The following is a 25,391-nucleotide window of genomic DNA, read 5'->3' as shown; positions in this document are numbered from 1 at the left end:
AACAGGTAATGGAGGAAACCCAAACCCCGGAACAGGTAATGAAGGAAATCCAGATCCTGGAACAGGTAATGAAGGAAATCCAAACCCTGGAACAGGTAATGGAGGAAACCCAGACCCTGGAACAGGTAATGGAGGAAACCCAGACCCTGGAACAGGTAACGGAGGAAACCAAAATCAAGGTGGTAACTCAACGACTATTGAAAGTACGACGAATCAAGTTGTACATCAAAAATCAGAAGAATTAACAAAAAATATATCTAGTGTATTAATAAAAGAAGCAGTAGATACAGTTGAAAGTTATCAAGGTTTAATTAGTCTGTACGAAATGTATTATGGGATTGATTTAAGAACGAAAGATGTAGGTCCTAAGTTAGAAGAGGGAAGTTTAGATGCAATTGCAACTGAACAATCTTTGTACTACGTATTAAATAAACAAAGCTTAATTGATTTAATTTCAAATCTTGTTTCATCAAGTATTACGACAGAAGTAAAGCAAGATATGACAGGTTTAAAACAAAAAATAGACTCTTATCAACAATTCATTACTAGTGCGGATCAAAATTCAATGCTACTAGCGGAGAAATTAAATGTAACGACGCAGCAAGCAACTAGTATGAATGAAAATTTAGGAGAGTATTTAAAAGGTTTAGCGAAATGGCGTGAGAGTAGCTTAAAGCTAGTTGAAGAACAGCAAGTGCTAACAACAAATAATACTGGTGAGCAAACAGCTGTTTTATCGTTAGATTCTGGTATTAAATCATTAATGATGCAAAGTCAGTCATTGGTCGAGAGTTCGAAGCATAGTTTAACAACATCAGACGATGTATATAAAACATTTGATCAAATTAATGGACAAGCAAAAGAAATTCAAGACAGTGGAACGACAATTGTTTCAAAGGCTGATTCATTATTAAATGACTTTACAAAGAAAATGGACGATGATAAATCATTCTCCAAAAACTTTACTAAAATTTTGGCTAATAGCCGAATTGGTGATCGCCAAAATGAAATGTTATATCAATTTTTATCTAGTCCAGTTCAGAAACAAAATGATGGAGTCATTGTAGCTGGTAATGCTTTTACACCATATTTAATCGTATTAACTTGTTTTATTGTTGCGTTATTTACAGCATACGCAATTGCGAATCAAGAAAAGAAACGAACGCAATCAGATCATTTTGAAGAGAAGTTCTCATTAATTGATATGAATGTACCAACTACAGTAGTGGCATTCGGTATATCAATTGTGGAAGGAATTAGTATAGGTATCATTTCTGGACGTCTTTTACAGTTCGGTCAAGATCAAAGTTTATTATGGATTGCGTTTATCACAATCATTATGATGGCGTTTGTATTGGTCTCAACATACTTATTACGACAAATAAAAATGGTAGGGATGTTTATTCTATTAGTATTTTTAAGTATGTACCTATTTTTAACTGAAGCAGTTGGAAGTAAAGTAGATCAAATGTCGTCTGTTGGAAAGGTACGTCAGTTCTCACCACTTCAGTATATAGAAAGTTTTCTAAATGATTTTATTAGCGGTAAAGATACTGGAAAAGTTATTTTCATCGTGTTGTTTGTAATTGCCATTATCGGATTAGTTAGTAATCTATTTGTATGGCATAAGAAATGGGAGGAAAAAGAAGTAAATGATCAAACAATGGAGCATAGTGGCTAAGTTATCATTTCTCTCTATCCTTTTACTGTTTGTCGCGCTACCGATAAGGAGCGCGGCTGACAGTTATCTTGGTGATGATGGGAAGATTAAGTTTAAAGTGGATCGACTTGAAGAAAGCGACCAAGAAAAAAATAAAAAGGAACATAAGGAAACGGAATTAGATAAAGCATCGATTGAGTTATTTAATAAAGAAATAGAAGAAGAAATTCAGAAAAAGAAAAAGAAAGAACAAAAAGATATGGAAGCTTTACGAGATTCTCTTTTTATAAAACAAAAAGAAATAAATAGTGTTAAAGATACGAAAAATAGTTTGTTTAGCAGTGAATACGTTGTCAGAAAAAGTGCAGATGAAGTAGCGAGTAATGAAACAATGAATGAAAAGCCAATTAGTACAACAATAATAATATTATTTGGTGGTGGCATTGTACTTATTTGCATCGGTATTTATACAGTTCTTCGCAAAAGTTGGAGGTAAAGTAATGGCAATACAAACACATATTAATGTAACGGTAGATTTTAGTAAATGGAATGGAAATACATATGATTTACGTATTCCGAATCATCAATCTATTAAATATTTGTTGAAAAATTTATTAGATACGCTAAAGATTGATAATCATGAAGGTTCACATTTTGTAATTAAAGTAAAGAATAAGTCAATTGTTTTAACAGATAATGATCGTTTAATCGATCACCAAATAACAGATGGAGATATTTTACAAGTTTTATAAAGAATATTTTTACTTTTAGTTATTTGAAAATAAGTTATTACGGGTTATAAAGAAAAGGAGAAGAGGATAAAAATGACGGAAAAAACAATTCAAATTGATGCAATGAACTATCAATTTCAAATAGAAAAGGAAAATTGGAAATTGGAGATGACAAAATCTCAAACACGTATAAAAGACTTCCGTCAATTTGATGTAATTACGGGCGCATCATCTGAGTTTGTACCATTAATGATAGAAGAAACGGATGATATGTTTACTTTTATATTTCAAGTGGATCAAAAATTATATAAGTGGGACGATCTTAGCCGTTTTGGAAGAAATGAGAAATTAAGACTGCTTCGAAATGTTGCGCAGTTTCGTAAATATTTAAATAAACGAATCACGTTCTTTTTACATCCGGACAATATAGTTTTTAATGCTAATTTAATGCCAAGTATTATACATAGAGGAATTCGAGATATTGTTCCACCAACCCCGTTGTTAGAAGAGCAATTTTTAACACAATATAAGTGTCTAATTATCGCTTTATTCTCCCAAAAGCACAATTTTGATGATTTGTATGCTGGGTTACTAAAAGATGCAAAAGAAACAACATTTGAACAGACGGTTGCTCAAATGGAAAGCTTAGATGCATTACTGCAATTTCTTGATGACAGCTTTGAGAAGGAACAAACAAAAACAGAAAAAAATATGCAGTTAGTACCTAAAAAAAGCTATAAATCGTTTAAATACTTAGCTTTTTCCTTCATAGCGGCGACTGTGATTTTAGCTGCTCCTTTAATATATTTCACTTTTATAAAATTTCCTTATCAAAATAAATTATTAGAAGCAAATGCGAATTTCATAGCAACTGATTATGACAAAGTAATTACTCAATTAAATGAAGAAGAATTTGAATCATTACCGGTTGCGTCTAAATATGAGTTAGCATTTGCATACATTACAGCTGAAAAACTAGGTGAAAATCAAAAGAAAGCAATTATGAAAAATATTAGTTTGAAAAGTGATGAAAAGTATTTACTTTATTGGATGTATAACGGAAAAGGTGATTTTGATAAATCATTAGATTTAGCTAAGACACTTGATGATCCGCAGCTTATTATGTACGGCCTTGTTAAACAAATTGAATCGCTGAAAAATAATCCGGACTTGTCAGGAGAAGAGCGTGATCAAAAGTTAAAAACATATGAGCAACAATTAGATGAGTATAAAAAGAAATATGGTAATTCATCAAGCGATAAAGACTTGTCGGACACAGAGAAAAAAGAGTAAGCAAGCACTTGATGAGACAGTTGAAAAGGAGCAGTGAACACGGATGGAGCAACTATTAGTATTGACTTATGGAGACAAAATATATAAGTGCACATTACATCCAAATGAGCAATCAATAGTGTCGATTGGAAAAGAGTGGACAAATGATATTACGAATCCAAGTTTAGAACAAGAAGTAGAATTAAAGTGGAATAATGAAGTGAACGCTTGGATGGTACAAAATCAATTAATAGAGTTCAATAAGGAATTTGAGATTGGAAAAACTAAAGATGTGAGCTTGAAAATCTTTATATCTATTATTGGTACAACTAAAGTGTTTGATATCGGAACGAAACATTCTCTTACAATTAGTCAAAACAGTTATGATGATATTTCTATTATCGGGACAAATGTGGATTTAATGCTATCTCGTGAAACGTTGTACGATTCTTTTAGAGTAAACGTATATGAAGGGGATGTATTTCATAATTATACGAAGCTAAAAGATAGCACTATGTTAGAAGCAGGAGATCAATTATATTTTGATGGTGTTTTAGTAGAGATAGGTAGTGAAGATATTCAAGTATTGTCTTCAGAAGAGAACGTTAAATCTACGTTACCTATTTTAGTAGAATCCGAAACGAATTATCAAAGTGGTTATCCAGACTATCATCGTTCACCACGTATTATTTACCGTGAACCAGAAGAGAAAATGACAATTGCAAAACCTTCAAGTATGCCGTCAAAACCGACTGAGCATTTGGCGAGAATTATTGCACCATCTCTTGTCATGATTGTCGTAACGGTATTACTCGCTATCTTTATGAAATATGGAATGTTTATTATTGCATCGATAGCGATGACATTAGTAACGATTATTGTTTCTGTCACATCTTATATAAAAAATTTAAAGCAATATAAAATTGACATTGTTGAACGTGATAAAAGTTATAGAGCGTATATAAAACAAAAAACGAAAGATTTACATGCAGAAAGTGAAAAGCAGCGTCATGCATTACAATTTCATAATCCAAATGTTGAAGTAATACGTAATATGGCTGTGCAAGTAAATCCACGTATATATGAAAAAACAATGCTACATCATGATTTCTTAACATTTAGCGTTGGGACAGGACAAGCTAATACGAGTTTTGAAATCCAATTTAATGAAGAAGAATTTAGTCAAACGAAAGATGAATTAATTGATATAGCACGTGAACTAAGACAGCGTTATCTTTCTTTGGAAGATGTACCTGTTGTAACAGATTTGATAAATGGACCGGTTGGCTATATTGGACAACGCTCTTTAGTGTTAGAACAATTACAATTATTAGTTGTGCAAACCGCGTTATTCCATAGTTATTATGACTTGCAGTTTATTACTATTTTTCCTGAAGAAGAAAAAGAAAAATGGGATTGGATGCGCTGGCTACCTCATGGAAGTGTTCGAGATATAAATGTACGTGGATTTGTATACCATGATCGTAGTCGTGATCAAGTGTTAAATAGTTTGTATCAAATATTGAAAGAACGAAAATTAAAACTAGATGAAAAAAGTTCAACTAATGAAAAAATGTACTTTGCACCGCACTATGTCGTTCTCATTACAGATGAAAAACTAATACTAGACCATGTTGTTATGGAATTCTTTAATGATGATCCGAGTCAATTAGGTGTATCACTTGTATTTGTACAAGATGTTATGCAAAGTTTACCGGAGCACGTGAAAACGGTAATTGATATAAGAGATGCAAAACAAGGGAACATCATCTTAGAACAAGGAGAGCTTGTTAACCGTCAATTTAAATTGAATCATGTACCGAAAGGGTTCAATTTAGAAGATGTCTCACGTGCATTGGCACCGTTAAACCATTTGCAAAACTTAAAAAATAGTATTCCAGAAAGCGTAACATTCCTAGAAATGTACGGTGTTGAAAAAATAAAAGAGTTAAACATTACAAGTCGCTGGCAGAAAAATGCAGCGCATAAATCTTTAGCTGTACCACTTGGATTACGTGGTAAAGAAGATATCGTAAACTTAAACTTACACGAAAAAGCACACGGACCACACGGGTTAATAGCAGGTACAACAGGTTCAGGTAAGTCGGAAATTATACAATCGTATATTTTATCTCTAGCAGTCAATTTCCATCCTTACGAAGTAGCCTTTCTACTAATTGACTATAAAGGCGGCGGTATGGCGAATTTATTCAAAAACTTACCGCATTTATTAGGAACAATTACGAACTTAGATGGAGCACAAAGTATGAGAGCGCTCGCATCAATTAAAGCCGAATTACAAAAAAGGCAACGATTATTTGGGGAAAATGAGGTAAATCATATAAACCAGTATCAAAAATTGTATAAAGAAGGCTTAGTAAGTGAACCGATGCCACATCTATTTTTAATTAGTGATGAATTCGCGGAACTGAAGTCAGAACAACCAGAATTTATGAAAGAGTTAGTTTCAACAGCGCGTATCGGTCGTTCACTCGGAATCCATTTAATATTAGCTACGCAAAAACCGAGTGGTGTTGTAGATGATCAAATTTGGAGTAACTCGAAATTCAAACTAGCATTAAAAGTTCAAAATACGTCAGATAGTAATGAAATTTTAAAAACACCAGATGCTGCTGAAATTACATTACCAGGACGTGCGTACTTACAAGTTGGGAACAATGAAATTTATGAACTATTCCAATCAGCTTGGAGCGGAGCAGACTATGTAGAAAACAAAGAGGATAAAGAACATTTAGACGCAACGATCTATGCAATAAATGATTTAGGACAATATGAAATATTAAGTGAAGACTTAAGTGGACTTGGTAGCAGTAAAGAAGTAATAAGCGTACCATCTGAACTGGATGCTGTTATTGACTACATTCACGATTACGCAGAAATAAATGAAATTGAAGCGTTAGCTAGACCGTGGTTACCACCACTTCCAGAGAGCGTATATTTACAAGACTTACATGCTATTCAGTTCAAGGAAGCATGGACGAAAGAAAAGAAACCATTAAAAGCAACAGTTGGTCTACTAGATCAGCCTGAATTACAATCACAAACACCATTAACACTAGATATTAGTAAAGACGGACACGTAGCGGTCTTCTCAAGTCCAGGCTACGGAAAATCAACATTCTTACAATCAGTCATTATGGATGTAGCTCGTCAGCATAGTCCGGAGCATTTGCATGTGTATTTATTAGACTTCGGAACAAATGGCTTAATGCCATTAAAATCTTTACCACATGTGGCGGACATCATTACATTAGACCAAGTTGAAAAATGCGAGAAATTTCTTCGTCGCATAGAAGACTTATTAAAAGATAGAAAGCAATTGCTAAGTAAATATGGCGTTGCAAGTCTTGAAATGTATGAGAGAGCTAGTAAAGAAGTATTACCAACAATATTAATTACGTTAGATAACTATGATGCTGTTAGAGAAGCTGGATTTGTCGAAGACTTTGAACGCATTATTGCACAAATTGTACGTGAAGGGGCAGCGGTAGGAATTCATTTAATGCTTACGGCTACACGTCAAAATGCATTGAGAGTACAAGTAAATACAAATATTAAACTACAAATAGCGCTATATATGATAGATGAGGCAGAATCTAGAGCTATTGTAGGAAGAACAGAGTTGAAAATTGAAGAATTAGCAGGACGTGGTTTAGTTAAAATTGACGAACCAACAATCTTCCAAACAGCTTTACCGACAAAGGGAGAAGATGTACTTACTCGAATTGAAAATATACAAGCTGAAGGAAAAGAGATGGATTCCTTCTGGGATGGAGAAAGACCGAAAGCAATCCCTATGGTACCTGAAGTTCTGGAATACAAAGAATTTATTGCATGGCCAGAAACAAGGGAAATTATTGAAGCAGGCAAACTAACATTTGGTGTAGAAACAGAAAGCGTTACACCTCTCGAATTAGATTTAAAGGAAGCGTCTAATATTGTTGTAGGGGGAATCAAGAAAGATGAAGTTGAAAATGTAGTTCATCAATTCCTTCAACAGTTAGCAGACAGTGGACACTTTGATCTAGGTTTAATTGATACAAGAACACGCAATTTCTCAAACTATAGAGAGAGTGCTGCTTTATATGTAGCTGAAAAAACAGGAATTGAGAAAACGATTAAACAAGTTACAAATGCTTATAAATCGAGAGAAGCGGCGTTTAAAGAGGAGCAGGAAGCATCAAGTGAAACAGTGAACCCAGCTGAATTTATTAAGAAATTTAAGCCGATTGTAATCGTAATCGCAGATGTAAATGATATTTTAAGTAATTTAGAAGATAGCGATATATATAGTTTAGCGGAATTAATAACAAATGGTGCATTTATGGGCATCCACTTCGTAATTGGCTGTGATGTTGATTCAATTGACAGTCGATACGACTTAGTTTCAAAAACAATAAAAACGCAATCTCATGTTATTTTACTTAGAAAATCATCAGGCCAAATGGTCTTCGATGTATCTAATAAAGATTTAAGTAGTACAAAATTAAATCCATTTGAAGGGTATTTTGTTGAAAATCGTTTTGCTACTAGAATTAAAGTGCCAACTATTTAAGGGGGGATTTGCATGGGGATAGAGGAATTAAATAGTCAAAAATCTGGTTTATTAAGTAGTATAAGTCATCAACAAGGGCAATTGGCTGAATTACAAATGAAACTACGAAGGCTAATAACTGCAAAGGGGAAATTTGTAAATAATCTTGAAGCAATTAAACAAAATCAAGAGCAGTTTAAGTCTTTAGAAATAAACGAGAGTAGTTGGAAAGGGCAAAGAGCAACTACTTTTAAAGAAACGTATGAACAACAAGTTATTTCTAATTTGGGGAGGTTTATTGGAGAACTAGGGAGAGTGCAAGAAGACATCGATCAAGCCATACGACGGCTTGAAAGAGAAATCGCTGCATGTGAGTCTAGTATTCTTTCTCTAAGTAGAAGTGTTTCAATGGTTGACGCTAGTATTCAAGTAGAAGTACAGAAGGCGGGGAAATGATAAATGGGGGAAATTAAATTAAATAAAGGGGTATTTGATGCGAAAGTAAGTGAATTGAAAAGTGGCGCTAGTGATTTAGGTAAGACTAAATTTAATGGTATGCAGTTACATCGTACGAATTTAAGTAAACTGAAAAAATATTGTGAAGCGATTGAAAAACTTTCACAGAAAGTTCAGCGATATGAGAAATTGTTAGAAAATGATATAAGTAGAGTACAAGAAATTGGAGCGAAAATGGTAGAGAAAGATGCAAAACTTGGGCAAGAACTAAAAGTTGGTATACAGCAGCACTAGAAAAACATTCTACGTAAAAATGAAATAAGGGGAGAGAAACGTGGATAAAAATATTGAATTACAAGAAGTAAACGAATTACAAAAAAGATTTCAAACAAGTGCTGACGAACTAAATCAATATTTTGAAACCTTATTAGGGAAAATAGATGATTTGAACCAACTTAATTCTTTTCAAGGGAAAGCAGCAGATGAAATAAAGAGGTATTTTTCTAGAGTACATGGTACTACGATTGCTGGATTTCAAATTGCAGCGGAAGAGTTGAAAAATGAATTTCAAAAAGCAATAGAGACTTTTAATAGTACAGTTGATAGTGATAGTGATACAAAGATTTATGGGAACTATTTAGATAATGTAAAGAAAAAAATTAATGGTTACAGCAATGAATTTGATCGATCTAATGAAGAAGCAAAACAAACTATAGCAACTATAGCGGACATTGTCCCAACTCAGTATCCATCATCTTCAGGGATTTCTGAAGGGGTCCAAAAAAGTCAAAAGGAAGTTAGTGATACGCTAGAAAAATTAGAAACGTATAATAGTCAGCAAAATGAACTTCAACATTTTAATGAAACATTAAGTTCATTAGACAAGGGAATGAAAGAAATACAAGCAGCCAATGGAGATTTTTCTAGTAAGATAGTCGAAAAAATTATGGCTGGTGGATGGAATGGAAACTTAATAAATGGTATTTCGGATAGCATGACGACGTTTGATATTCGACAAAAGGGTGGTAAATTTGTGGTGGCCGCTTTTGCTCGTATGTATTATGCCAAAAAGAACTATGATTTAAGTGTTTTATTTGATTCTAATGGTCGAAAAGGAAAAGGGAAGTTTACACTATCAACACGTCAAAAAGAAGATTTAGTGGAAGTGTATAAATTACTTAAGATGGATAGTAGTGATGATAGTATATTTCGTTATATAAAAAATGGACTTAAATTGGATGGTGTAGAAAATTCGAGAATTACGAATGAACAAGTAAGAAAAGCAAGAAAAGGAATTTATAAATTACCGGAATTTCAAGATTTTCAAAAGTTCCAACAGGATTGGAGTAAAAAAGGGCTACCTACTGCAATTAAAGAAAGAGGATGGAGTTCGTTTAAAACGGAGTATGTAAAAGGATTAAAAGATTTGCATCCTGGACAATGGAAAGAAGCATTTAAAGAACTTGGAAATACTGGTAAGTTTTTAAAAGGAGCAGCCATATTTGGAGCGGTTGTGTCAGTTGGAAATAACATTGCTGAAGCTCAAAAAGATGGATGGCAATTACATGATGTAGCAGATATAGCAACAGATTCAGCAGTAGATGTTGGAGCAACTGCCGGGGCGGCTGCAGCTGGTGCTGTAGCGGGATCGTTTTTCCTTCCGCCTATTGGAACTGTTGTAGGAGCAGGCGTTGGGGTAGTTATTACGGTAGGATTAAATACGAAAACGAGTATATTTGGGGGAGACAGTGCAATTGATGCTACTAAAAAAGGAGTAAAAAAAATAACAACAAAACTTAGGGATCTATTTTGGTAATTCGGCTACAAGAAAGGTGCAGATAGAGTATGTGGAACATAAAAGAAGAAGAGTTAGAGGAATTTAGAAAAACATGCAGAAGACGTTTAAGTCCTGAAGGTGCGACGGGATTTATGCTAGGAACAATAATTATTGATTCATTAATGATGCTATTTATTATAGGAGCATTGGTGAAGTTTGGTTGGGGTTTTTATACTACTATGTTTGAAAAAACACTGGTTAGTATTGAACTTGTGTTGTATGGCTTGCAGATAATTTTTCTAATACTATATTCCTTTCCAAAAGCACGTTATAAATTTCAAAAGTTACAAACGCTCGTTGTATTATTATATGCATTTCAATTAGGAACAATCACATTTACAATGTTAGTTCTTCCTGGAATGACTGACTATTCAATTGATCGAATGACTTTAATTTGTGTAGGGTTATTATTTATAGGAGCAGTGATATTTCATATTGTGACAACAATTGATACGTTTAAACAAGCAAGTGAAGGTGCGTTTAGCATGGATGAGAGGTCTCGTTCATTTTTTAGTGAAACAAAAGGAAGAATGATAAAAGGTAGCATGATATATATATCAGTTCTTCTTATAATCATTTATTTTCATAATGATTATAACTTTAATACATTAATTTTATATGTAGTAGGGACAATTTTAATGTACGCAGTAGCCATAGGTGCAGCTGAATTCCAATTGTTGGTGTACTGTAGATTTAAATTTAAATCATTTAATATGACATGGGAAGAGAATGAGAGAGAACGACAGAAATTTAGAAAATATAATAAAAAAAACAAATCGAAAAGTAGATAATAAAAGAAATGAATTTTTGCTATAGCATAAATTGTTAATTTATGTGTATTAGATGAGAAATTGTACGTTTCTATTCGAATTAGAAAGAAATAAAGATAAGGGGAGTAGATGTTGTGAAAGTTCAATATAAAGCATTATCGCTATTAAATTTAATTAGTATTACTCAAGTCGTCAAAAAAGAAGATTGGTTACTACCTGCTATTGCGCTGAGAAGTCAAGTTATTCGTAATGGGATTTATGCAGTAGGACCGGTTCTCTTTAAATATAAACCACTTGAAAATGAACCAGCATATGGTGAATATACATATTGTGTTCCGGTAAATGAACGTGTGGAACTGGGGGAAGATTCTGCATATGAATACGTTGATGGTTTAATAATTGAAGATGCTTTAAGTGTGCGTTTTACGGATGAAGATGGTGATATTGAAGATGTGTATAATTTAATACACGAGGTGGCAAATCAAAACCATATTAAATTAGATAGTAGTTTTTATCATGTATGCTTAGATGTATACGGTGATACATGGTTAGATATTTATGCTCCTATTATAAAAGTGGGTGAAACCGTAAAATGATTATAGAAGGGCAAAGTATTGCATATACAAATGTTGTTTCAAAAGAATACTATATTCATTATACTTATATGAAAGATTCGATTGATGATTTTATGCTAGAAATAGAAAAAGCGAACTTAACAGCAAAAGGTCCACTATTTTATACATTGAAAAATGTTCCTTCAGATGAAAATATGTATATTGAATTATTTATGCCGATATATGAGGATAAAGTTCCACCATTAGAAACAATGAAATTTAGAAGCTATTACTATGTAGATGACATGCTTGTGAAACGATTGACAGGAGAGTATGAAACATTAACCGAGTATGCATATGCTGAGATGCTTCAGTATATGGAAGATAATGAACTTGATATGATTTCACCTATTTATCATATTTTTAGCGGTGATGAAGAGCTACAGTATGTTGAAATAAAAATTGCAGTGGATACACAATAAAAATTTAGCGCAGTTTTAGTAATGGAGATATGAAAAGTAAAAGCTTGATTTTAGTTTCGTTTTATAGAAGAAGATAAAGGTATTCTTGAATGAAGAGTTCTAATTGTTGTTTTTAGTAGGAAGGGGTCTACATATGTGGCTATTTTCAAAAGAAAAAACTGTGTATTTTCAACAAAAGAGTGAGGATAAAACTGGGGAATTAATTAAGCAGAAAATATTGGAGAAAGTATTAGTAGATGATTGCATAATAGCTGCTGAAATGATTGATGTATTGTTTATATATCCTGAACTTGCAGAAGAACTTGCAAGGATTTTATATATGAGTAATAAAGAATTATTCCGAACGGTGGCTATGTTTGTTGGTACATTTGAAATTTTTGTACAAGTCTCCAGCACAACGAAAGTTATTATCCAATGTATTCCGGTAGATGAAGAAATGGAAGAAGAAGTGTTTTCGGATATGAAAGTAATTGGTTTTAAATATAAGAAAAAGTCGACTGATGAAGACATAGAAGAAATAGCAGAGTGGATGATGGAATATAAAAAGATGTGTAAAAAAATAGCAGAGCACTATGAAATAGCTCAAAAAGAATCATTATTATAATGTAAGAATATCTGAGATTAATAAAACCTTCTCTTCTCGTTAGAATGAGGAGGTTTTTCATTCTAAAATCTATATGTAATTGATTGAATAATTCGACATGAGAATTTTCAGTTGGATCAATCTGTATTGGTAGTAGTTACGTTCTGCAGTTCACTTTGTTCTTATTTTGAAAGGGAAATTTTATTCGAAAGTCAATTTGTAAAGAGGGGAAGGTGTTATTTTGATTAAGGATCGGAATGTTTCAGAAACAGAGAAAAGTTTTTTTCAAAGGACAATAGTATCTATCTATAAAGCGTTAGAATTTATAATGAAATATACAATGATTCTAATAATAATAATGTCAATATGTGTGATAATTGCTGCTGTTTATTTTAAAATATATGAGGGGATAGGGGCGGGTGTATTCCTCTTAATCTCGTCATTATTTGCATATTTGGTATTTTTTAAGAAAAGTAAAAATGCCTAAATTAATAGCGAAAATAAAATTTCAAAGATTAACAACTATAATACGTTATTTGAAGAGAGAAAGTTTTGAATATGGCATGAATGTATAACAGCAAGAAAACCTTCTCTTTTCGTTAAAATGAGAAGGTTTTTATTTTTAATCTACGTGATTTAAGTGAATGTGGTTAAAGGTGGGGCACTTGAATGTGGAAAATAAAAGAAGAAGATTTAGATCAATTTAGGGTGACATGTAAACGTCGATTAAGCCCTGAGGGTGCTTTAGGTTTTATGATAGGAACAATAGTGTACGTTTCAGTTATGATGTTTTTTCTTATTGGTACTTTAGTAACGTTTGGTTGGGACTATTATACTACTTTCTTTGAGAAAACAATCGTTAGAATGGAACTTGTGCTATATAGCTTGCAAATAATTTTTTTAATTCTATATTCATTTCCAAAAGCTCGATTTAAATTTCAAAAGTTTCAAACGATTGTCGTATTATTATATGCATTTCAATTAGGTACGATATTATTCACGGCTTTAATTCTTCCTGGAATTTCGGATTATATAATCGACGGAATTACATTGGTATATGTAGGTTTCTTATTTATAGGAGCAGTGATTGTTCATATTGTGACAACGATTGATATGTTTAAACAGGCAAGTGAAGGTGCATTTAGTATGAATGAAAGATCTGCTTCCTTTTTTAGTAAAACAAAAGAAACTATGATGAAAGTGGCTTCAATATACGCATTAATCCTACTTATTTTGATTTATTTTCATAATGATTATGCGACTGATACTTTGATTGGATATGTAATAGGTACTGTTTTACTGTACACAGTAGCCGTTGGTGCAGAAAAATTCCAATTATTGGTGCACTTTAGATTTAAATTTCCATCATTTTATATTTCTTGGGAGCAACATGAAAGGGAACGCCAGGAATTCTTAAAGCGTTATAAGGAGAGAGAGGGAAAGAAAGCGAAAGAAATAAAATAAGTTTTGGTTTCTGAAAATTCGAATAGAATATATAAGCAATAAAGGATTGTATATAAATCGATACTATTAAAAATTAAAGCATCTTCAGTATAATCTGTATGAGTAAATAAATACCAGTAGTAAGTAAAGGTGAAATGTTTTACTTTCCAAAAAGGAACATAATGAACTTAAAAATGCCTAGAGAAATCAACGGGGTGTCAGTATGAAGTTAAAGAAGAAAGCTAAGATGATGATAGTTCTGTCAATAGTAGCAAGTTTATTAAGTGGATGTGGTTTTGGGGAAACGAAGATAGAGTATGAGAGATTTGTTAAGGCATTAGAAGAAGAGGACATGAGTACGGTAATGTCTGCGAGTGATGATGGGTATGCGTATGTGAAAGAACGGGTTATTGATTTTACCACAGAAAAAAATGGAGAGGACAGAATTCATAATACACTATATCAAACTACTGAAGGTATATTTAATTTGGAAGAAAATTTATTATATGGAGAAACTACTCAAAAAATAACAAATGGTATTAAGAACATAAAAGATAGACATAAGGATAATAAATATAAAGAAGAAGAAAAATATAGCACTAGGTTCATGTATAAAGATAGAAAGGGTTACGGTTCTGATTCTAGCTTGGATGTTTCACATGTAAAACTAATTTTTAATAGATTGCAAGGCATTGGGAATTTACAACTGAAAGTAAGGAGAGATAAAAAGAAATTTAATGAACCAAATACAGTCGGTTTTACGTTAACGGAATCACAATTTCAAGAAATAATTAACGATAAATTGAATTTGCAATATGATAGTTTTGAAAAAGCATCAATTGCATTTAATTTTAATGATTCTAAAGATACGAAACAGCATCCGATGCAAATAATTCAATTAACAATTCTAATTGTATATGAAACGAAAAATAGTGAGGGGAAATTATTAACACATACTCAGCAAATATCTGTGAATTTTAGTAGTAAAAGGGATAATGACCAGGAAGCTAAACAAGATTATGTAAAATATGAAAAGTATTTTCAAAATAATAAGTGATTCTAAGGGAGCTGATTTGTTTTGAATAAAGGTGTGAAGAAAATAGCGGATTTAAGAATAACCTCTGATATGGGAAAGTTAGAGCTCGCTGGGCAAGATATATATAATTTTAGAGATGGCGAAGAACCGTATAATAATATTGGGGAGGACGCCTAAGAAAAAAACGAAGATCTCTTAGAAAAAAATTTAATGCAACACTAATAGATTCTGCAGAAGATAAAGACACTGGGTTTGCCGCTTATGCATTTAAAGATAATGTAACAGGAGAAGTTATTATTTCATATGTTGGGACGGAAGCTGGAAAAGATAATAATAGTGATGTAGTAGTAGATGCAGAGATAGGTGTTCACAATTTAACAAATGCAAATAAATTAGCATTTAGTAATTGGGAACATGAATTAAAAGTAAAACAATATGACCAAGGAGAGGCATTTTATGAAAAATTTTAGATTTAAATTTCCATCATTTTATATTTCGTGGGAGGAACATGAAAGAGAATGTCATAAAAGAGTAAAGCTTTATGAAGAGAGGGGAAAAAAGCAAGCGAAAGAAATAAAATAAGTTTTGGATTCTGAAAATTCAAATAGAAAATATAAGCAATTAAGGCTTGTATATAAATCGATGCTATTAAAAATTAAAGTATCTCCAATATAATCTGTATGAGTAAATAAATACCAGTAAGTAAAGGTGAAATGTATTATTTTCCAAAAAGGAACATAATGAATTAAAAAATGCCTAGAGAAATCAACGGGGTGTCAGTATGAAGTTAAAGAAGAAAGCTAAGATGATGATAGTTCTGTCAATAGTATCAAGTTTATTAGGTGGATGTGGTTTTGGAGAGACAAAGATAGAGTATGAGAGATTAGTAAAGGCGTTGGATGAAGGGGATATGAAGACAGTTATGTCTGCGAGTGATGATGGGTATGCGTATGTAACCCAAAGAGGTATATATAGTACATTTGAACAAAAGGAAGATGGAGAACATAGTAAAACAATCTACCAAACTTCGACAGGCGTATATAATATAAAAGATAAAAGTTTATATGGGAATACAACACAAGAAATTACCTCGGAAGTAGATGATAAAAATTATAAAGAAGAAGTTAATTATAGTACAAATATTATGTATGAAAATGAAAGGGTGCAAAGTCCGGATTCAAATCTAGATGTTTCATACGTGAACTTAATTGTAGATCGTTTAAAAGGAATAGGGAAACTAAAGATAAAACCTGGAGATGATATAAAAAAGTTTGATCAACCTAATTCAGTGGGATATCGACTAACTGAATCCGAATTCCAGAGTATTATTAATGGTAAGTTGAAAATAAATTATGATGAATATGATGGATCAACAATTTCACTAAGTTTTGACTCTGCAAAAAACCCCAAACAGATATTACAATTAAGTATTGATATAGATTATAAAACAAAAAATGAAGATGGAAAAATAGTGAAAAATATGATCCAGATAATAACATATTTTGATAAGAAACAAAATAATATTCATGATGGGAAAAAAGAATATTTAAATTATAAGGAAGATTACACAAAATAATAAATGATTAGGAGAGATTGAAAGAAGAATATTTGGAACTTTTGAGGAGAAAGGATACTATTTGAACTATCAAAAAGCATTCTGAGTATATGATTATGGTAATTAATGTGATAATGAAATACCTAAAAGATTATCTGAATTTAGTTGTACAAAGATCTATGTACTTAAAAATATTAAGAATGTAATAGAATTTTAGTGCAAGAAAATTATTTAAACTGTATAGAAGGTGAAATGTCAGGGTGTGGGATATAAAAGAAGAAGATTTAGATAAGTTTCGAATGACATGTCAAGGGCGTTTAAGTCCTGAAGGTGCAACGGCGTTTATATTTGGAGGAATATTGTATAATTCAATAGCTATTTTTTCTATTGCTTTATCAGCTGGTTGGGATTACTGCATAGCTCTTTTCAATGATATTGAAATTGTTAAGCTAGAAGTGTTGTTATATGCTCTGCAAGTAATTTTTTTCATTCTATATTTATTTCCAAAAGCTCAATTTAAATTTCAAAAGTTACAAACATTTGTCGTATTATTATATGCATTTCAATTAGGGACTATAGGATTCACTGTTTTTATTGTTTTTGAAATAGCTAATTCTTCAATTGACCAGATTACATTAATATATGCAGGGTTATTATTTTTAGGTGCGGTGATTGTCCATATTATGGCAACAATCGATACATTTAAACAAGCGAGTAAAGGTGCGTTTAGTATGGATGAAAGGTCCACTTCCTTTTTTAGTAAAACAAAAGGAACTATGATGAGGGTGGCCACAATATACGTACTAATTCTGCTTATTTTGATTTATTTTCATAATGATTTTGCCTTAGACAATTTTATATTTGGGGGCGTAGTAGGGAATATTTTAATGTATTCAGTGGCTATTGGTGCAGCTGAATTTCAGCTATTAGCATATTGCAGGTTTAAATTTCCGTCATTTAACATTTCATGGGAGCAACATAGAAGAGAAACTCCAAGATATCAAAAGAAAAATAAAAAAAGTAAATCGAAACGTAAGGCATAAAAAAGTGAGTATTGTAAGTTTTGATGATAGAAAAGTAATAATTTACAGGAGAGTATTTTAACTTCTAAAAGAAAATTTAATTATGTAAGGTGATTAAAGTGATTAGAAGGTTATCTGATCGAAAATGTAGAGTGGGTAGTGTGATGATGAAATGAACAAAAAAAGGGTTTCTAAAATAATTCCTATCATAATAGCAATCAGCCTACTACAAGCATGTAGTTTTTTTGAAGAAAAGATAGAGTATGAGCCATTTGTTAAGGCAATGGATGAAGGTGACATGAAAAAGGTTATGTCTGCGAGTGATGATGGGTATGCTTTTGTGGAACAAAGAGGTATATATAGTACATATGAACAAAAAGAAGATGGAGAGCACCGAAAAACAATCTATCAAACTTCGGAAGGAATATATAATACGAAAGATAAAAGTTTATATGGCAACACAACACAAGAAGTTACTTCAGCAGTAGACAGCAAAGATAATAAAGAAGAAGTTGTTTATCGTACCAATATTATGTATAAAAATGGACAGGTACAAAGTCCAGAATCGAATCTGGATGTTTCATATGTGAACTTAATTGTAGATCGTTTAAAAGGGATAGGGAAACTAAAGATGAAGCCCGGAGGTGATATAAAAAAGTTTGATCAGCCTAGTACTGTTGGATACAAACTAACTGAATTAGAGTTTCAGAGTATCATTAATGATAAGTTGAAAATACAATTTGATGAATATGGTGGTGGATCAATCGCATTGCATATTGATTCTAAACATGGTTCAAAGCAGATATTGGAAGTAAGTATTGTAGTGAATTATAAGAAGAGAAATGATGAGGGCAAGTTAGTAAAATATATATCACAAATACATACATCTTTTGATAGTCACCAAGGTAATAATCAGGATGCGAGACAGGAATATATTGATTTTAAAGCACAGTATAATAAGAAGCAGTAATATTAAGAAGGGCATTTGCATGTAAAGATAATAGCGACATAAGTGTGATAAATGTTTCATAAATTTTTCTATTTGTAGTGGAAAGAATTTGAGAATAAACAGTTAGCCCCAATTGCTGGAGTAGATGCAACAATTAGGGGCGTTTATCTGTCTAAATTTAGTTTGAGTACATAATATTTATTAGTTAAAGTCATGGCTTCGCAAGTAGTTTCTTCATCGTCATAATAACGGTGTGAATTTTTTTTATAATCTGCTTTATTGCTAAGTTACAACTATTTCCGCTTATAGAGTACCCCTTATTATCGATACATCGTCCACATTCCAATATCTTTAAACCCTAGTCGTTTATAAATACGTCCAGCTGCTGGATTGTTATAAAACAAACAAAGTGTTCGGCCTTCTTTCGTAAAGTCCTGAATCATTTTTTGCAATATAAGCGAAGCATATCCATTTCCGCGGTAGTTCGGATGCGTACATACGCCAACAACCATAGCAGATAATGAATTTTCAGCGGAAGTTGAGGAGGATGCGATGATTGCGCCGTCTTTTTCAATATAATATGTACGTCCTGTATTTGTTTCGATAGCTTGCCTTAACATTTTTTCTGATTCATTAGCAGTCGGGAATTCAGCGATGTCACTTCGTAATTTCATAATTCGTTCTATATCATCGAGTGAGGCAAGTTTAATTGTTTCATGAATTGGTGTGCTAGGTAAGTTGCTGTCATTTAGACATTCGCAAAAATACATTTCATTTTTGGCGCCTAGTTGTACACTTGGAGCAGTTTCAAATCTTTCTACAATAGTTGACTTGCCAGAGAGTTTAAGCGGCTTATATGCGGAAAGAAGTGCCTCGTAGTCAGTAACCACAAACTCTTCTTTACTATACGGTATAAATGTATCGTGAAAGCGAACTAAAATCGATTTTAATGTTCCATTCTCTTTATATACGCCCCATAATTCTTGAAAGTCTGTTTCATAACCGAAAGCTTCTAAATCCCCAATAATAAACAAGTTAAGGGCTGCTTCTTCTTTTAGGTAAGCGAATACTTGTTCATGATCTTTCTTTGTTAATTTTCTCATCATAAAAAATCTACCTCTTTTTTATTTTTCTAAATATTACAACTTAAGTTTTTTGAAATCAATATAAAATTTTATGTTTAGTTCACCAACTTTCGGAAAAACTAGGAAAGATATGACAAAGGAGGTTATGAACGGTGGATCATCCAATTCAAGGGTTAATGAAAGCGGCAATGGAAAATTTAAAAGAAATGGTCGATGTAAATACGATTGTTGGAGAGCCTGTTCAAACGGCTGACGGTGGTGTAGTGTTAACGGTTTCTAAAGTAGCGTTCGGTTTTGGAGCAGGAGGTTCTGATTTCCAAACGAATGATGGACAAAGAGCGAACGGTAACCCTGCATTTGGTGGCGGTAGCGCGGGTGGTGTTTCTATTACACCAGTAGCATTTCTTGTAGTGAATAAAGATGGAGTAAATATTCTGCATCTACAAAATGCGACACATTTAGCAGAAAAAATAATTGAATTAGCTCCACAAACAATTGATAAAATTCAATCGATGTTCCAAACAGATGAAAAGAAAGAGGGAAATCATCACCCTCAAAACCCAGATGAAATCCTTTAAAAACGCCTGCTCATAAGCAGGCGTTTTTTCTTGTAATCAGTATGTAATAAAACACATGAAATTGTAAATAGTTTTTGAAGTTTTTTCTATGTTTCTAAAATTTTTCATGTTAAAATATGCTATAGAATTGAAACATATAAAACGAAGGTGGCTAGGTGCTTTGTCTGGAGGATCTGACCAAGTAAACAATATGATATATATTAATGGTAATCGTCGGGGTCATTGTTTTATTACATCTGGAATTACGTTTAAAGAGTTTGCAAGTAACATCCCTTCACCGCTTCATCAAGTATTGCTTTTAAAGCATAATTTTGAGTGGACAGATTTTCATTATCATACTTTATTTGAATATGTTGAGGAAGAAAACATACATAAACTCATTCAAGCAGAGATTGATGAATTTGATGAATTTTGTTGGGTAGATTTCGATGATGCAAGCGATTTAGATGAGTTAGAGCCAAAAGAAATTGCAGAATTATTATATTTGGCTCACAAAAAAGAACCACTTGGAAGAACGTTCTTCCCATTGTTGAAGAATAGATTCGTTTATTTTTCACATGATGACGGTTGGTACAACAAAGTGTATTACCGTAGAATCGGTGATTTTGTAGGAATGCTAAGTAAAGTGATTCCATATAAACTCGGTTCGTTTGGAAAGAAACGTTTTACTTTCTTCCAAAAATCAAAAATTTTCCCAGCAATTTCAAAGGAAGTTATCCTTGGGCTTATGCCGTTAATGGAAGATGGGTTATACATTGATTTAGCGGGGAAAATTGAGTCGAGAAGAGGTCTTGAAATTCCGGTATATGTAGTAGGATCATTCGAAAGTACGGATGAGGTACTAGATAATATCGATGAATTGAAAGCGGAAGCAACAGAAACGGGTTGGCTCATTTTTGATAAGAAAGAACAAGAGTGGCAATGGGTTGTAGACTAAGAAAACTTGGCGCATGAAGTCAAGTTTTCTTGTCTTTTGAAAGGAGAACAAATGAAGAAATATTATACAATTGTGGGTATTGTAAGTATTATTCTCGTGGCAATATTACTTATAACTTGTCCGAAAGAATCAGATTTTAAATTGTATTTAGAGGATAAGTATACATTGAAATGTGACGAGAGTAGCTTTGAATGCACGCAAAATGTAGATGAAAAAAAAGAGAAATTACAGTTTGAAAGTATTGATGCACGAAATGGTGTTTTCTTTATGACTGTAAAGCAAACGTATAAAACAGAAGCTGGTGTTACGAAAGAATATAGCGGAGTAGGTATATTCGGTACATTTCTTTTTGTTTCAGAGAAGACTTTCTAGTAATAGAAGGTCTTTTTTTTATGCTTATGTTCATATAGATGAAGTAAGACAAGCATAGGAGGGGTATTGATGAAGAAGGGATGTATCGTTTGTGGTGGTGAGGAGTTTTTTTCTTCAACATTATATGCACGTACGAAACAAGATTGGGCATATGCGCCAAACATGTACCGATTTGAAAAGGTGTTTATTGAGCGTAGAGATGAAGAAAATTATCCAGTTTTTCAAGAAATTACAGCGAAGCATTGTTGTGGATGCGGTCATATTATGTTGTATCACGAATGAACACACCAAGTATAACTTGGTGTGTTTTTTTTAAAACGCTGACAAAGCAAGCGGATAGAGTAAAGTAAATAAAACAGAAAAACTACCAAAACCAATTGCGGTATATCCAAGTGTTCTCGCTCCAAAATTGACAGCTAATAAGCCAACTAAAATAGCAAGGGAGCCGAGGGTAACAGGATAAAAAGCAATGGAGAATAACGAAAGAAATAATGCGACATAGCCGATCATTGCACCGGTATTTGTACCTTCTATTTCATTTGCAATTTCTTTGCGCTCATGTCTAATCGGAATACCAGCCGGAGATATTTCAGCTGCATACTCTTCGTTTTTTTCACCACTTTTAAAATGATGATTTCTCTTTCTTCGCATGTACATCCCTCTCTTTCAATTGGGTGTATCTATAGTATCTTTCATAAGGAGCAGAACATGAGTATGAGTTAAACCCAAGTAAAGCAAAAATTGGAGAAAATAGATTCCGTTGTTATCCTGTTTATCCCGCTATTTGCCGTGCAGTAAGACCCCCACCTCAAAATTCGGCTGGAGCAAAGAAGTTAGATGGGAGTCGGGCTGCCAGTAAAAGCCCGATTGGTTCAAATAATAATCAGTGGGGGACGAACAAACACCCCCACTGATTAAAGTTTCACTTTATCTCCTTATGAAGATAAACAGGGATTTTGGAACATGATGTAGAATGAACTGAATGATAATACGTGAAGGTAGGGGAATGTATGGCGAAGTTTAATTGGCATGAATCGGCAGAGAAAAAATGGGATAACAATGCAGAGTTTTGGAATCAAAATAGTCAAGAAATGTGGGATAGCGGGAGCAGGAGTACAATCATTCCATTTTTTGAGCAGTACGTGGAAAAGGAAGTACAAGTGTTAGATGTTGGCTGTGGTGATGGGTATGGTACATATAAATTAAGTCTTACTGGCTACAAAGCGGTTGGGGTGGACTTATCGGAAGTTATGATTCAAAAGGGTAAGGAGCGCGGAGAAGACCCAAACTTATCTTTTATAAAAGGTGATCTTTCTTCATTACCATTTGAAAATGAGAAATTTGAAGCAATTATGGCAATTAATTCTTTAGAATGGACCGAGGAGCCGTTGCGAGCATTAAATGAAATAAAGCGTGTTTTAAAGAAAGATGGATACGCATGTATTGCAATTTTAGGACCGACAGCAAAACCGAGAGAGAACAGTTATCCGCGCCTATATGGCAAAGACGTTGTTTGCAATACGATGATGCCTTGGGAATTTGAACAGTTAGCAAAAGAACAAGGATTTGAAGTTGTAGATGGTACCGGCGTATATAAGCGTGGAGTAAATGAGAAGATGTTAGGTCAGCTACCTACAGAGTTACAACAAGCGCTAACATTTTTATGGGTATTTATGTTAAAAAACGTATGACGAAATAGAAGAATTTTAGGAGGTAAATAAGTGCAGAAAATACAAAAAACTGATACAATATCATCAGAATCAATTAAAGGGGGACTAGGGTACATGACAACTACTACAACAGTTAAATCTGATATTGAAATCGCACAAGAAGCAAGTATGAAGAAGATTCAAGAAATTGCAGCTAATTTAAATATTTTAGAAGAAGAACTAGAGCCATACGGACATTATAAAGGCAAGTTATCTCTTGATATTTTTAAGCGTTTACAAGATGAGAAAGACGGTAAAGTTGTTTTAGTAACAGCGATTAACCCAACTCCAGCAGGAGAAGGTAAATCAACAGTAACAGTTGGTTTAGGTCAAGCTTTTAATAAAATTGGTAAGAAAACAGTAATTGCACTTCGCGAACCATCTCTTGGACCAACAATGGGATTAAAAGGTGGAGCAGCAGGTGGCGGTTATTCTCAAGTAGTACCAATGGAAGATATTAACCTTCACTTTACTGGAGATATTCATGCGATTACAACTGCCAATAACGCATTAGCGGCGTTCATTGATAATCATATCCAACAAGGAAACACACTTGGAATTGATACGCGTAAAATCGTTTGGAAACGCTGTGTTGACTTAAATGATCGTGCCCTTCGTAACGTAGTAATTGGCCTTGGTGGACCGGTTCAAGGTGTACCACGTGAAGATGGTTTTGATATTACAGTAGCATCTGAAATTATGGCCGTATTCTGCCTTGCAACAGATATTCAAGATTTAAAATCACGTCTATCTCGCATTGTTGTCGCTTATAATTTTTCAAATCAACCTGTAACAGTTAAAGATTTAGGAGTAGAAGGAGCGTTAACACTTCTATTAAAAGATGCATTAAAACCGAACTTAGTACAAACATTAGAAAATACACCAGCTATCATTCATGGCGGACCATTTGCGAATATCGCTCACGGTTGTAACAGTGTTATCGCTACGACAATGGCAGCAAAATTAGGTGATTATGTTATTACAGAAGCTGGATTCGGTGCAGATTTAGGTGCCGAGAAGTTTTTAGATATTAAAGCACGTGCAGCTGGTATTAAACCAGAAGCGGTAGTTATTGTTGCGACTATTCGTGCGCTTAAAATGCACGGTGGTGTGGCGAGAGATCAATTAAAAGAAGAAAATGTAGATGCGTTAGCAAAAGGTATGGAGAACTTACAGAAGCATGTTGAAACAATTCAAAGCTTCGGTGTTCCTTTCGTAATTGCCATTAACAAATTCATTACTGATACAGATGCAGAAGTTGCATACTTACAAGAATGGTGCAATGAGCGTGGCTATGCAGTATCCTTAACAGAAGTTTGGGAGAAAGGTGGCCAAGGCGGAGTTGACCTTGCTGAGAAAGTGTTAAAAGAAATTGAAAAAGGTGAAAACAACTACGCACCACTTTATGAATTAGAATTACCATTAGAAGAAAAAATTCGTACAATTGCTCAAAAAGTGTACGGCGCAAAAGATATTGAATTTGCTCCGAAAGCACGTAAGCAATTAGCTCAATATGAGGGAGAAGGTTGGAGTAACCTACCGATTTGTATGGCGAAAACACAATACTCTCTTTCAGATGATGCAACAAAATTAGGTCGCCCATCTGACTTTATCGTTACAATTCGTGAATTAAAACCATCTATCGGTGCAGGGTTTATCGTTGCGTTAACAGGAACAATGTTAACAATGCCAGGCCTTCCTAAACAACCAGCAGCACTACAAATGGATGTAAATGAAGATGGAAAAGCAGTAGGTTTATTCTAAAAGGTTGTAATTCATCTCGTTTATCTGTAAACTATATATAC

The 25,391-nt window shown here is 33.2% G+C and carries 25 protein-coding genes and 2 pseudogenes; 25 read left to right on the top strand and 2 right to left on the bottom strand.

From position 1 onward, the window contains the following. From B5P42_RS32705 to B5P42_RS15480, 19 genes and pseudogenes are all read left to right on the top strand, one after another. Positions 1–1,681, top strand: a pseudogene (locus tag B5P42_RS32705) (type VII secretion protein EsaA); the annotation flags it as partial. Continuing rightward, positions 1,653–2,156 (top strand): type VII secretion protein EssA, encoded by a 504-nt coding sequence (essA, locus tag B5P42_RS15565; RefSeq protein ID WP_016102148.1) that lies wholly within the window; start codon positions 1,653–1,655, stop codon positions 2,154–2,156. The pseudogene B5P42_RS32705 and the gene essA, both read left to right, overlap by 29 nt. A gap of 4 nt (positions 2,157–2,160) precedes the next feature. Beyond that, positions 2,161–2,412, top strand: coding sequence for an EsaB/YukD family protein (locus tag B5P42_RS15560; RefSeq protein WP_001007571.1), 252 nt, complete (start codon positions 2,161–2,163; stop codon positions 2,410–2,412). Between the two features lie 72 nt (positions 2,413–2,484). Beyond that, entirely contained in the window at positions 2,485–3,684 is a 1,200-nt protein-coding gene (essB, locus tag B5P42_RS15555; protein WP_113734604.1) for a type VII secretion protein EssB, read from the top strand. Between the two features lie 43 nt (positions 3,685–3,727). Then, the gene (essC, locus tag B5P42_RS15550; RefSeq protein WP_113734603.1) at positions 3,728–8,239 is read left to right on the top strand and encodes a type VII secretion protein EssC; all 4,512 of its coding nucleotides are present in this window, start codon (positions 3,728–3,730) and stop codon (positions 8,237–8,239) included. A 12-nt stretch (positions 8,240–8,251) separates the two neighbouring features. Continuing rightward, complete coding sequence (locus tag B5P42_RS15545) at positions 8,252–8,674, top strand: YwqH-like family protein (protein ID WP_002127046.1); 423 nt, start codon at positions 8,252–8,254, stop codon at positions 8,672–8,674. Between the two features lie 3 nt (positions 8,675–8,677). Beyond that, on the top strand, positions 8,678–8,968 hold the full coding sequence (locus B5P42_RS15540; RefSeq protein ID WP_000503892.1) for a TIGR04197 family type VII secretion effector: 291 nt from the start codon (positions 8,678–8,680) through the stop codon (positions 8,966–8,968). Positions 8,969–9,008: 40 nt separating this feature from the next. After that, entirely contained in the window at positions 9,009–10,490 is a 1,482-nt protein-coding gene (locus B5P42_RS15535) for a T7SS effector LXG polymorphic toxin (protein ID WP_113734602.1), read from the top strand. A gap of 29 nt (positions 10,491–10,519) precedes the next feature. Next, a complete protein-coding gene (locus tag B5P42_RS15530) occupies positions 10,520–11,302 on the top strand; it encodes a hypothetical protein (RefSeq protein ID WP_000267166.1) in 783 nt (260 codons plus the stop codon). 113 nt (positions 11,303–11,415) lie between these two features. Further along, positions 11,416–11,877: a DUF5085 family protein gene (locus B5P42_RS15525; protein WP_113734601.1), complete on the top strand. Its 462-nt coding sequence runs from the start codon at positions 11,416–11,418 to the stop codon at positions 11,875–11,877. Beyond that, positions 11,874–12,317: a DUF5085 family protein gene (locus B5P42_RS15520; protein ID WP_113734600.1), complete on the top strand. Its 444-nt coding sequence runs from the start codon at positions 11,874–11,876 to the stop codon at positions 12,315–12,317. Before B5P42_RS15525 ends, B5P42_RS15520 begins: the two co-directional genes overlap by 4 nt. Before the next feature lie 133 nt (positions 12,318–12,450). Continuing rightward, positions 12,451–12,921, top strand: coding sequence for a hypothetical protein (locus B5P42_RS15515; protein ID WP_113734599.1), 471 nt, complete (start codon positions 12,451–12,453; stop codon positions 12,919–12,921). A 220-nt stretch (positions 12,922–13,141) separates the two neighbouring features. Next, a complete protein-coding gene (locus B5P42_RS32700) occupies positions 13,142–13,387 on the top strand; it encodes a hypothetical protein (protein ID WP_016092734.1) in 246 nt (81 codons plus the stop codon). Between the two features lie 182 nt (positions 13,388–13,569). Then, positions 13,570–14,364: a polysaccharide biosynthesis protein gene (locus B5P42_RS15505; RefSeq protein ID WP_113734598.1), complete on the top strand. Its 795-nt coding sequence runs from the start codon at positions 13,570–13,572 to the stop codon at positions 14,362–14,364. A 202-nt stretch (positions 14,365–14,566) separates the two neighbouring features. Then, entirely contained in the window at positions 14,567–15,400 is an 834-nt protein-coding gene (locus B5P42_RS15500; protein ID WP_113734597.1) for a DUF3952 domain-containing protein, read from the top strand. A gap of 21 nt (positions 15,401–15,421) precedes the next feature. Next, positions 15,422–15,843 (top strand): annotated as a pseudogene (locus tag B5P42_RS33135) (lipase); the annotation flags it as partial. 317 nt (positions 15,844–16,160) lie between these two features. Beyond that, on the top strand, positions 16,161–16,955 hold the full coding sequence (locus B5P42_RS15490) for a DUF3952 domain-containing protein (protein WP_113734596.1): 795 nt from the start codon (positions 16,161–16,163) through the stop codon (positions 16,953–16,955). Between the two features lie 239 nt (positions 16,956–17,194). Then, a complete protein-coding gene (locus B5P42_RS15485; protein ID WP_113734595.1) occupies positions 17,195–17,977 on the top strand; it encodes a hypothetical protein in 783 nt (260 codons plus the stop codon). 151 nt (positions 17,978–18,128) lie between these two features. Further along, positions 18,129–18,926 (top strand): DUF3952 domain-containing protein, encoded by a 798-nt coding sequence (locus tag B5P42_RS15480; RefSeq protein WP_181458802.1) that lies wholly within the window; start codon positions 18,129–18,131, stop codon positions 18,924–18,926. Positions 18,927–19,225: 299 nt separating this feature from the next. Here the strand turns inward: B5P42_RS15480 and B5P42_RS15475 are convergent, their stop codons facing one another. After that, positions 19,226–20,011 carry a GNAT family N-acetyltransferase gene (locus B5P42_RS15475; protein WP_113734594.1) on the bottom strand — a complete coding sequence of 262 codons (786 nt, stop codon included), beginning with the start codon at positions 20,009–20,011 and terminating at the stop codon, positions 19,226–19,228. Positions 20,012–20,142: 131 nt separating this feature from the next. Between B5P42_RS15475 and ytfJ the strand changes: the two genes are divergently transcribed. The 4 genes from ytfJ to B5P42_RS15455 all read left to right on the top strand — a co-directional run bounded on the left by ytfJ (position 20,143) and on the right by B5P42_RS15455 (position 22,159). Further along, entirely contained in the window at positions 20,143–20,568 is a 426-nt protein-coding gene (gene ytfJ / locus B5P42_RS15470) for a GerW family sporulation protein (protein ID WP_002127061.1), read from the top strand. Between the two features lie 160 nt (positions 20,569–20,728). Further along, positions 20,729–21,505 (top strand): hypothetical protein, encoded by a 777-nt coding sequence (locus tag B5P42_RS15465; RefSeq protein ID WP_002085994.1) that lies wholly within the window; start codon positions 20,729–20,731, stop codon positions 21,503–21,505. Between the two features lie 51 nt (positions 21,506–21,556). Further along, positions 21,557–21,877 (top strand): hypothetical protein, encoded by a 321-nt coding sequence (locus tag B5P42_RS15460; protein WP_113734593.1) that lies wholly within the window; start codon positions 21,557–21,559, stop codon positions 21,875–21,877. 69 nt (positions 21,878–21,946) lie between these two features. Then, positions 21,947–22,159: a hypothetical protein gene (locus tag B5P42_RS15455; RefSeq protein ID WP_113734592.1), complete on the top strand. Its 213-nt coding sequence runs from the start codon at positions 21,947–21,949 to the stop codon at positions 22,157–22,159. 30 nt (positions 22,160–22,189) lie between these two features. Here B5P42_RS15455 and B5P42_RS15450 read toward each other — a convergent pair whose 3' ends face one another. Then, on the bottom strand, positions 22,190–22,528 hold the full coding sequence (locus tag B5P42_RS15450; protein ID WP_001253195.1) for a hypothetical protein: 339 nt from the start codon (positions 22,526–22,528) through the stop codon (positions 22,190–22,192). Positions 22,529–22,887: 359 nt separating this feature from the next. Here B5P42_RS15450 and B5P42_RS15445 point away from each other — a divergent pair, with 359 nt between their 5' ends. Both B5P42_RS15445 and B5P42_RS15440 read left to right on the top strand, forming a co-directional pair. Beyond that, positions 22,888–23,568 (top strand): class I SAM-dependent methyltransferase, encoded by a 681-nt coding sequence (locus B5P42_RS15445; protein WP_002085991.1) that lies wholly within the window; start codon positions 22,888–22,890, stop codon positions 23,566–23,568. A 93-nt stretch (positions 23,569–23,661) separates the two neighbouring features. After that, positions 23,662–25,350: a formate--tetrahydrofolate ligase gene (locus tag B5P42_RS15440; protein WP_002031556.1), complete on the top strand. Its 1,689-nt coding sequence runs from the start codon at positions 23,662–23,664 to the stop codon at positions 25,348–25,350. The last annotated feature ends 41 nt before the right edge of the window (positions 25,351–25,391 follow it).

Origin of the sequence: Bacillus sp. SRB_331, assembly GCF_003264175.1 — a bacterium.
Lineage (GTDB): Bacteria > Bacillota > Bacilli > Bacillales > Bacillaceae_G > Bacillus_A > Bacillus_A mycoides.
Note: the sequence above shows the minus strand (reverse complement) of the source record. Positions and strands in the feature narration are given on the sequence as shown.

Excerpts from the sequence above, each read along its gene's own strand:
- B5P42_RS15515 (WP_113734599.1), top strand. The coding sequence starts at position 12,451 with ATGTGGCTATTTTCAAAAGAAAAAACTGTGTATTTTCAACAAAAGAGT.
- B5P42_RS15445 (WP_002085991.1), top strand. The coding sequence starts at position 22,888 with ATGGCGAAGTTTAATTGGCATGAATCGGCAGAGAAAAAATGGGATAAC.
- essB (WP_113734604.1), top strand. The coding sequence starts at position 2,485 with ATGACGGAAAAAACAATTCAAATTGATGCAATGAACTATCAATTTCAA.
- B5P42_RS15475 (WP_113734594.1), bottom strand. The coding sequence starts at position 20,011 with ATGATGAGAAAATTAACAAAGAAAGATCATGAACAAGTATTCGCTTAC.
- B5P42_RS15545 (WP_002127046.1), top strand. The coding sequence starts at position 8,252 with ATGGGGATAGAGGAATTAAATAGTCAAAAATCTGGTTTATTAAGTAGT.
- B5P42_RS15480 (WP_181458802.1), top strand. The coding sequence starts at position 18,129 with ATGAACAAAAAAAGGGTTTCTAAAATAATTCCTATCATAATAGCAATC.
- essC (WP_113734603.1), top strand. The coding sequence starts at position 3,728 with ATGGAGCAACTATTAGTATTGACTTATGGAGACAAAATATATAAGTGC.
- B5P42_RS15460 (WP_113734593.1), top strand. The coding sequence starts at position 21,557 with ATGAAGAAATATTATACAATTGTGGGTATTGTAAGTATTATTCTCGTG.
- B5P42_RS15520 (WP_113734600.1), top strand. The coding sequence starts at position 11,874 with ATGATTATAGAAGGGCAAAGTATTGCATATACAAATGTTGTTTCAAAA.
- B5P42_RS15530 (WP_000267166.1), top strand. The coding sequence starts at position 10,520 with ATGTGGAACATAAAAGAAGAAGAGTTAGAGGAATTTAGAAAAACATGC.
- B5P42_RS15500 (WP_113734597.1), top strand. The coding sequence starts at position 14,567 with ATGAAGTTAAAGAAGAAAGCTAAGATGATGATAGTTCTGTCAATAGTA.
- B5P42_RS15505 (WP_113734598.1), top strand. The coding sequence starts at position 13,570 with ATGTGGAAAATAAAAGAAGAAGATTTAGATCAATTTAGGGTGACATGT.
- B5P42_RS15560 (WP_001007571.1), top strand. The coding sequence starts at position 2,161 with ATGGCAATACAAACACATATTAATGTAACGGTAGATTTTAGTAAATGG.
- B5P42_RS15540 (WP_000503892.1), top strand. The coding sequence starts at position 8,678 with ATGGGGGAAATTAAATTAAATAAAGGGGTATTTGATGCGAAAGTAAGT.
- B5P42_RS15440 (WP_002031556.1), top strand. The coding sequence starts at position 23,662 with ATGACAACTACTACAACAGTTAAATCTGATATTGAAATCGCACAAGAA.
- B5P42_RS15490 (WP_113734596.1), top strand. The coding sequence starts at position 16,161 with ATGAAGTTAAAGAAGAAAGCTAAGATGATGATAGTTCTGTCAATAGTA.
- B5P42_RS15455 (WP_113734592.1), top strand. The coding sequence starts at position 21,947 with ATGAAGAAGGGATGTATCGTTTGTGGTGGTGAGGAGTTTTTTTCTTCA.
- B5P42_RS15450 (WP_001253195.1), bottom strand. The coding sequence starts at position 22,528 with ATGCGAAGAAAGAGAAATCATCATTTTAAAAGTGGTGAAAAAAACGAA.
- essA (WP_016102148.1), top strand. The coding sequence starts at position 1,653 with ATGATCAAACAATGGAGCATAGTGGCTAAGTTATCATTTCTCTCTATC.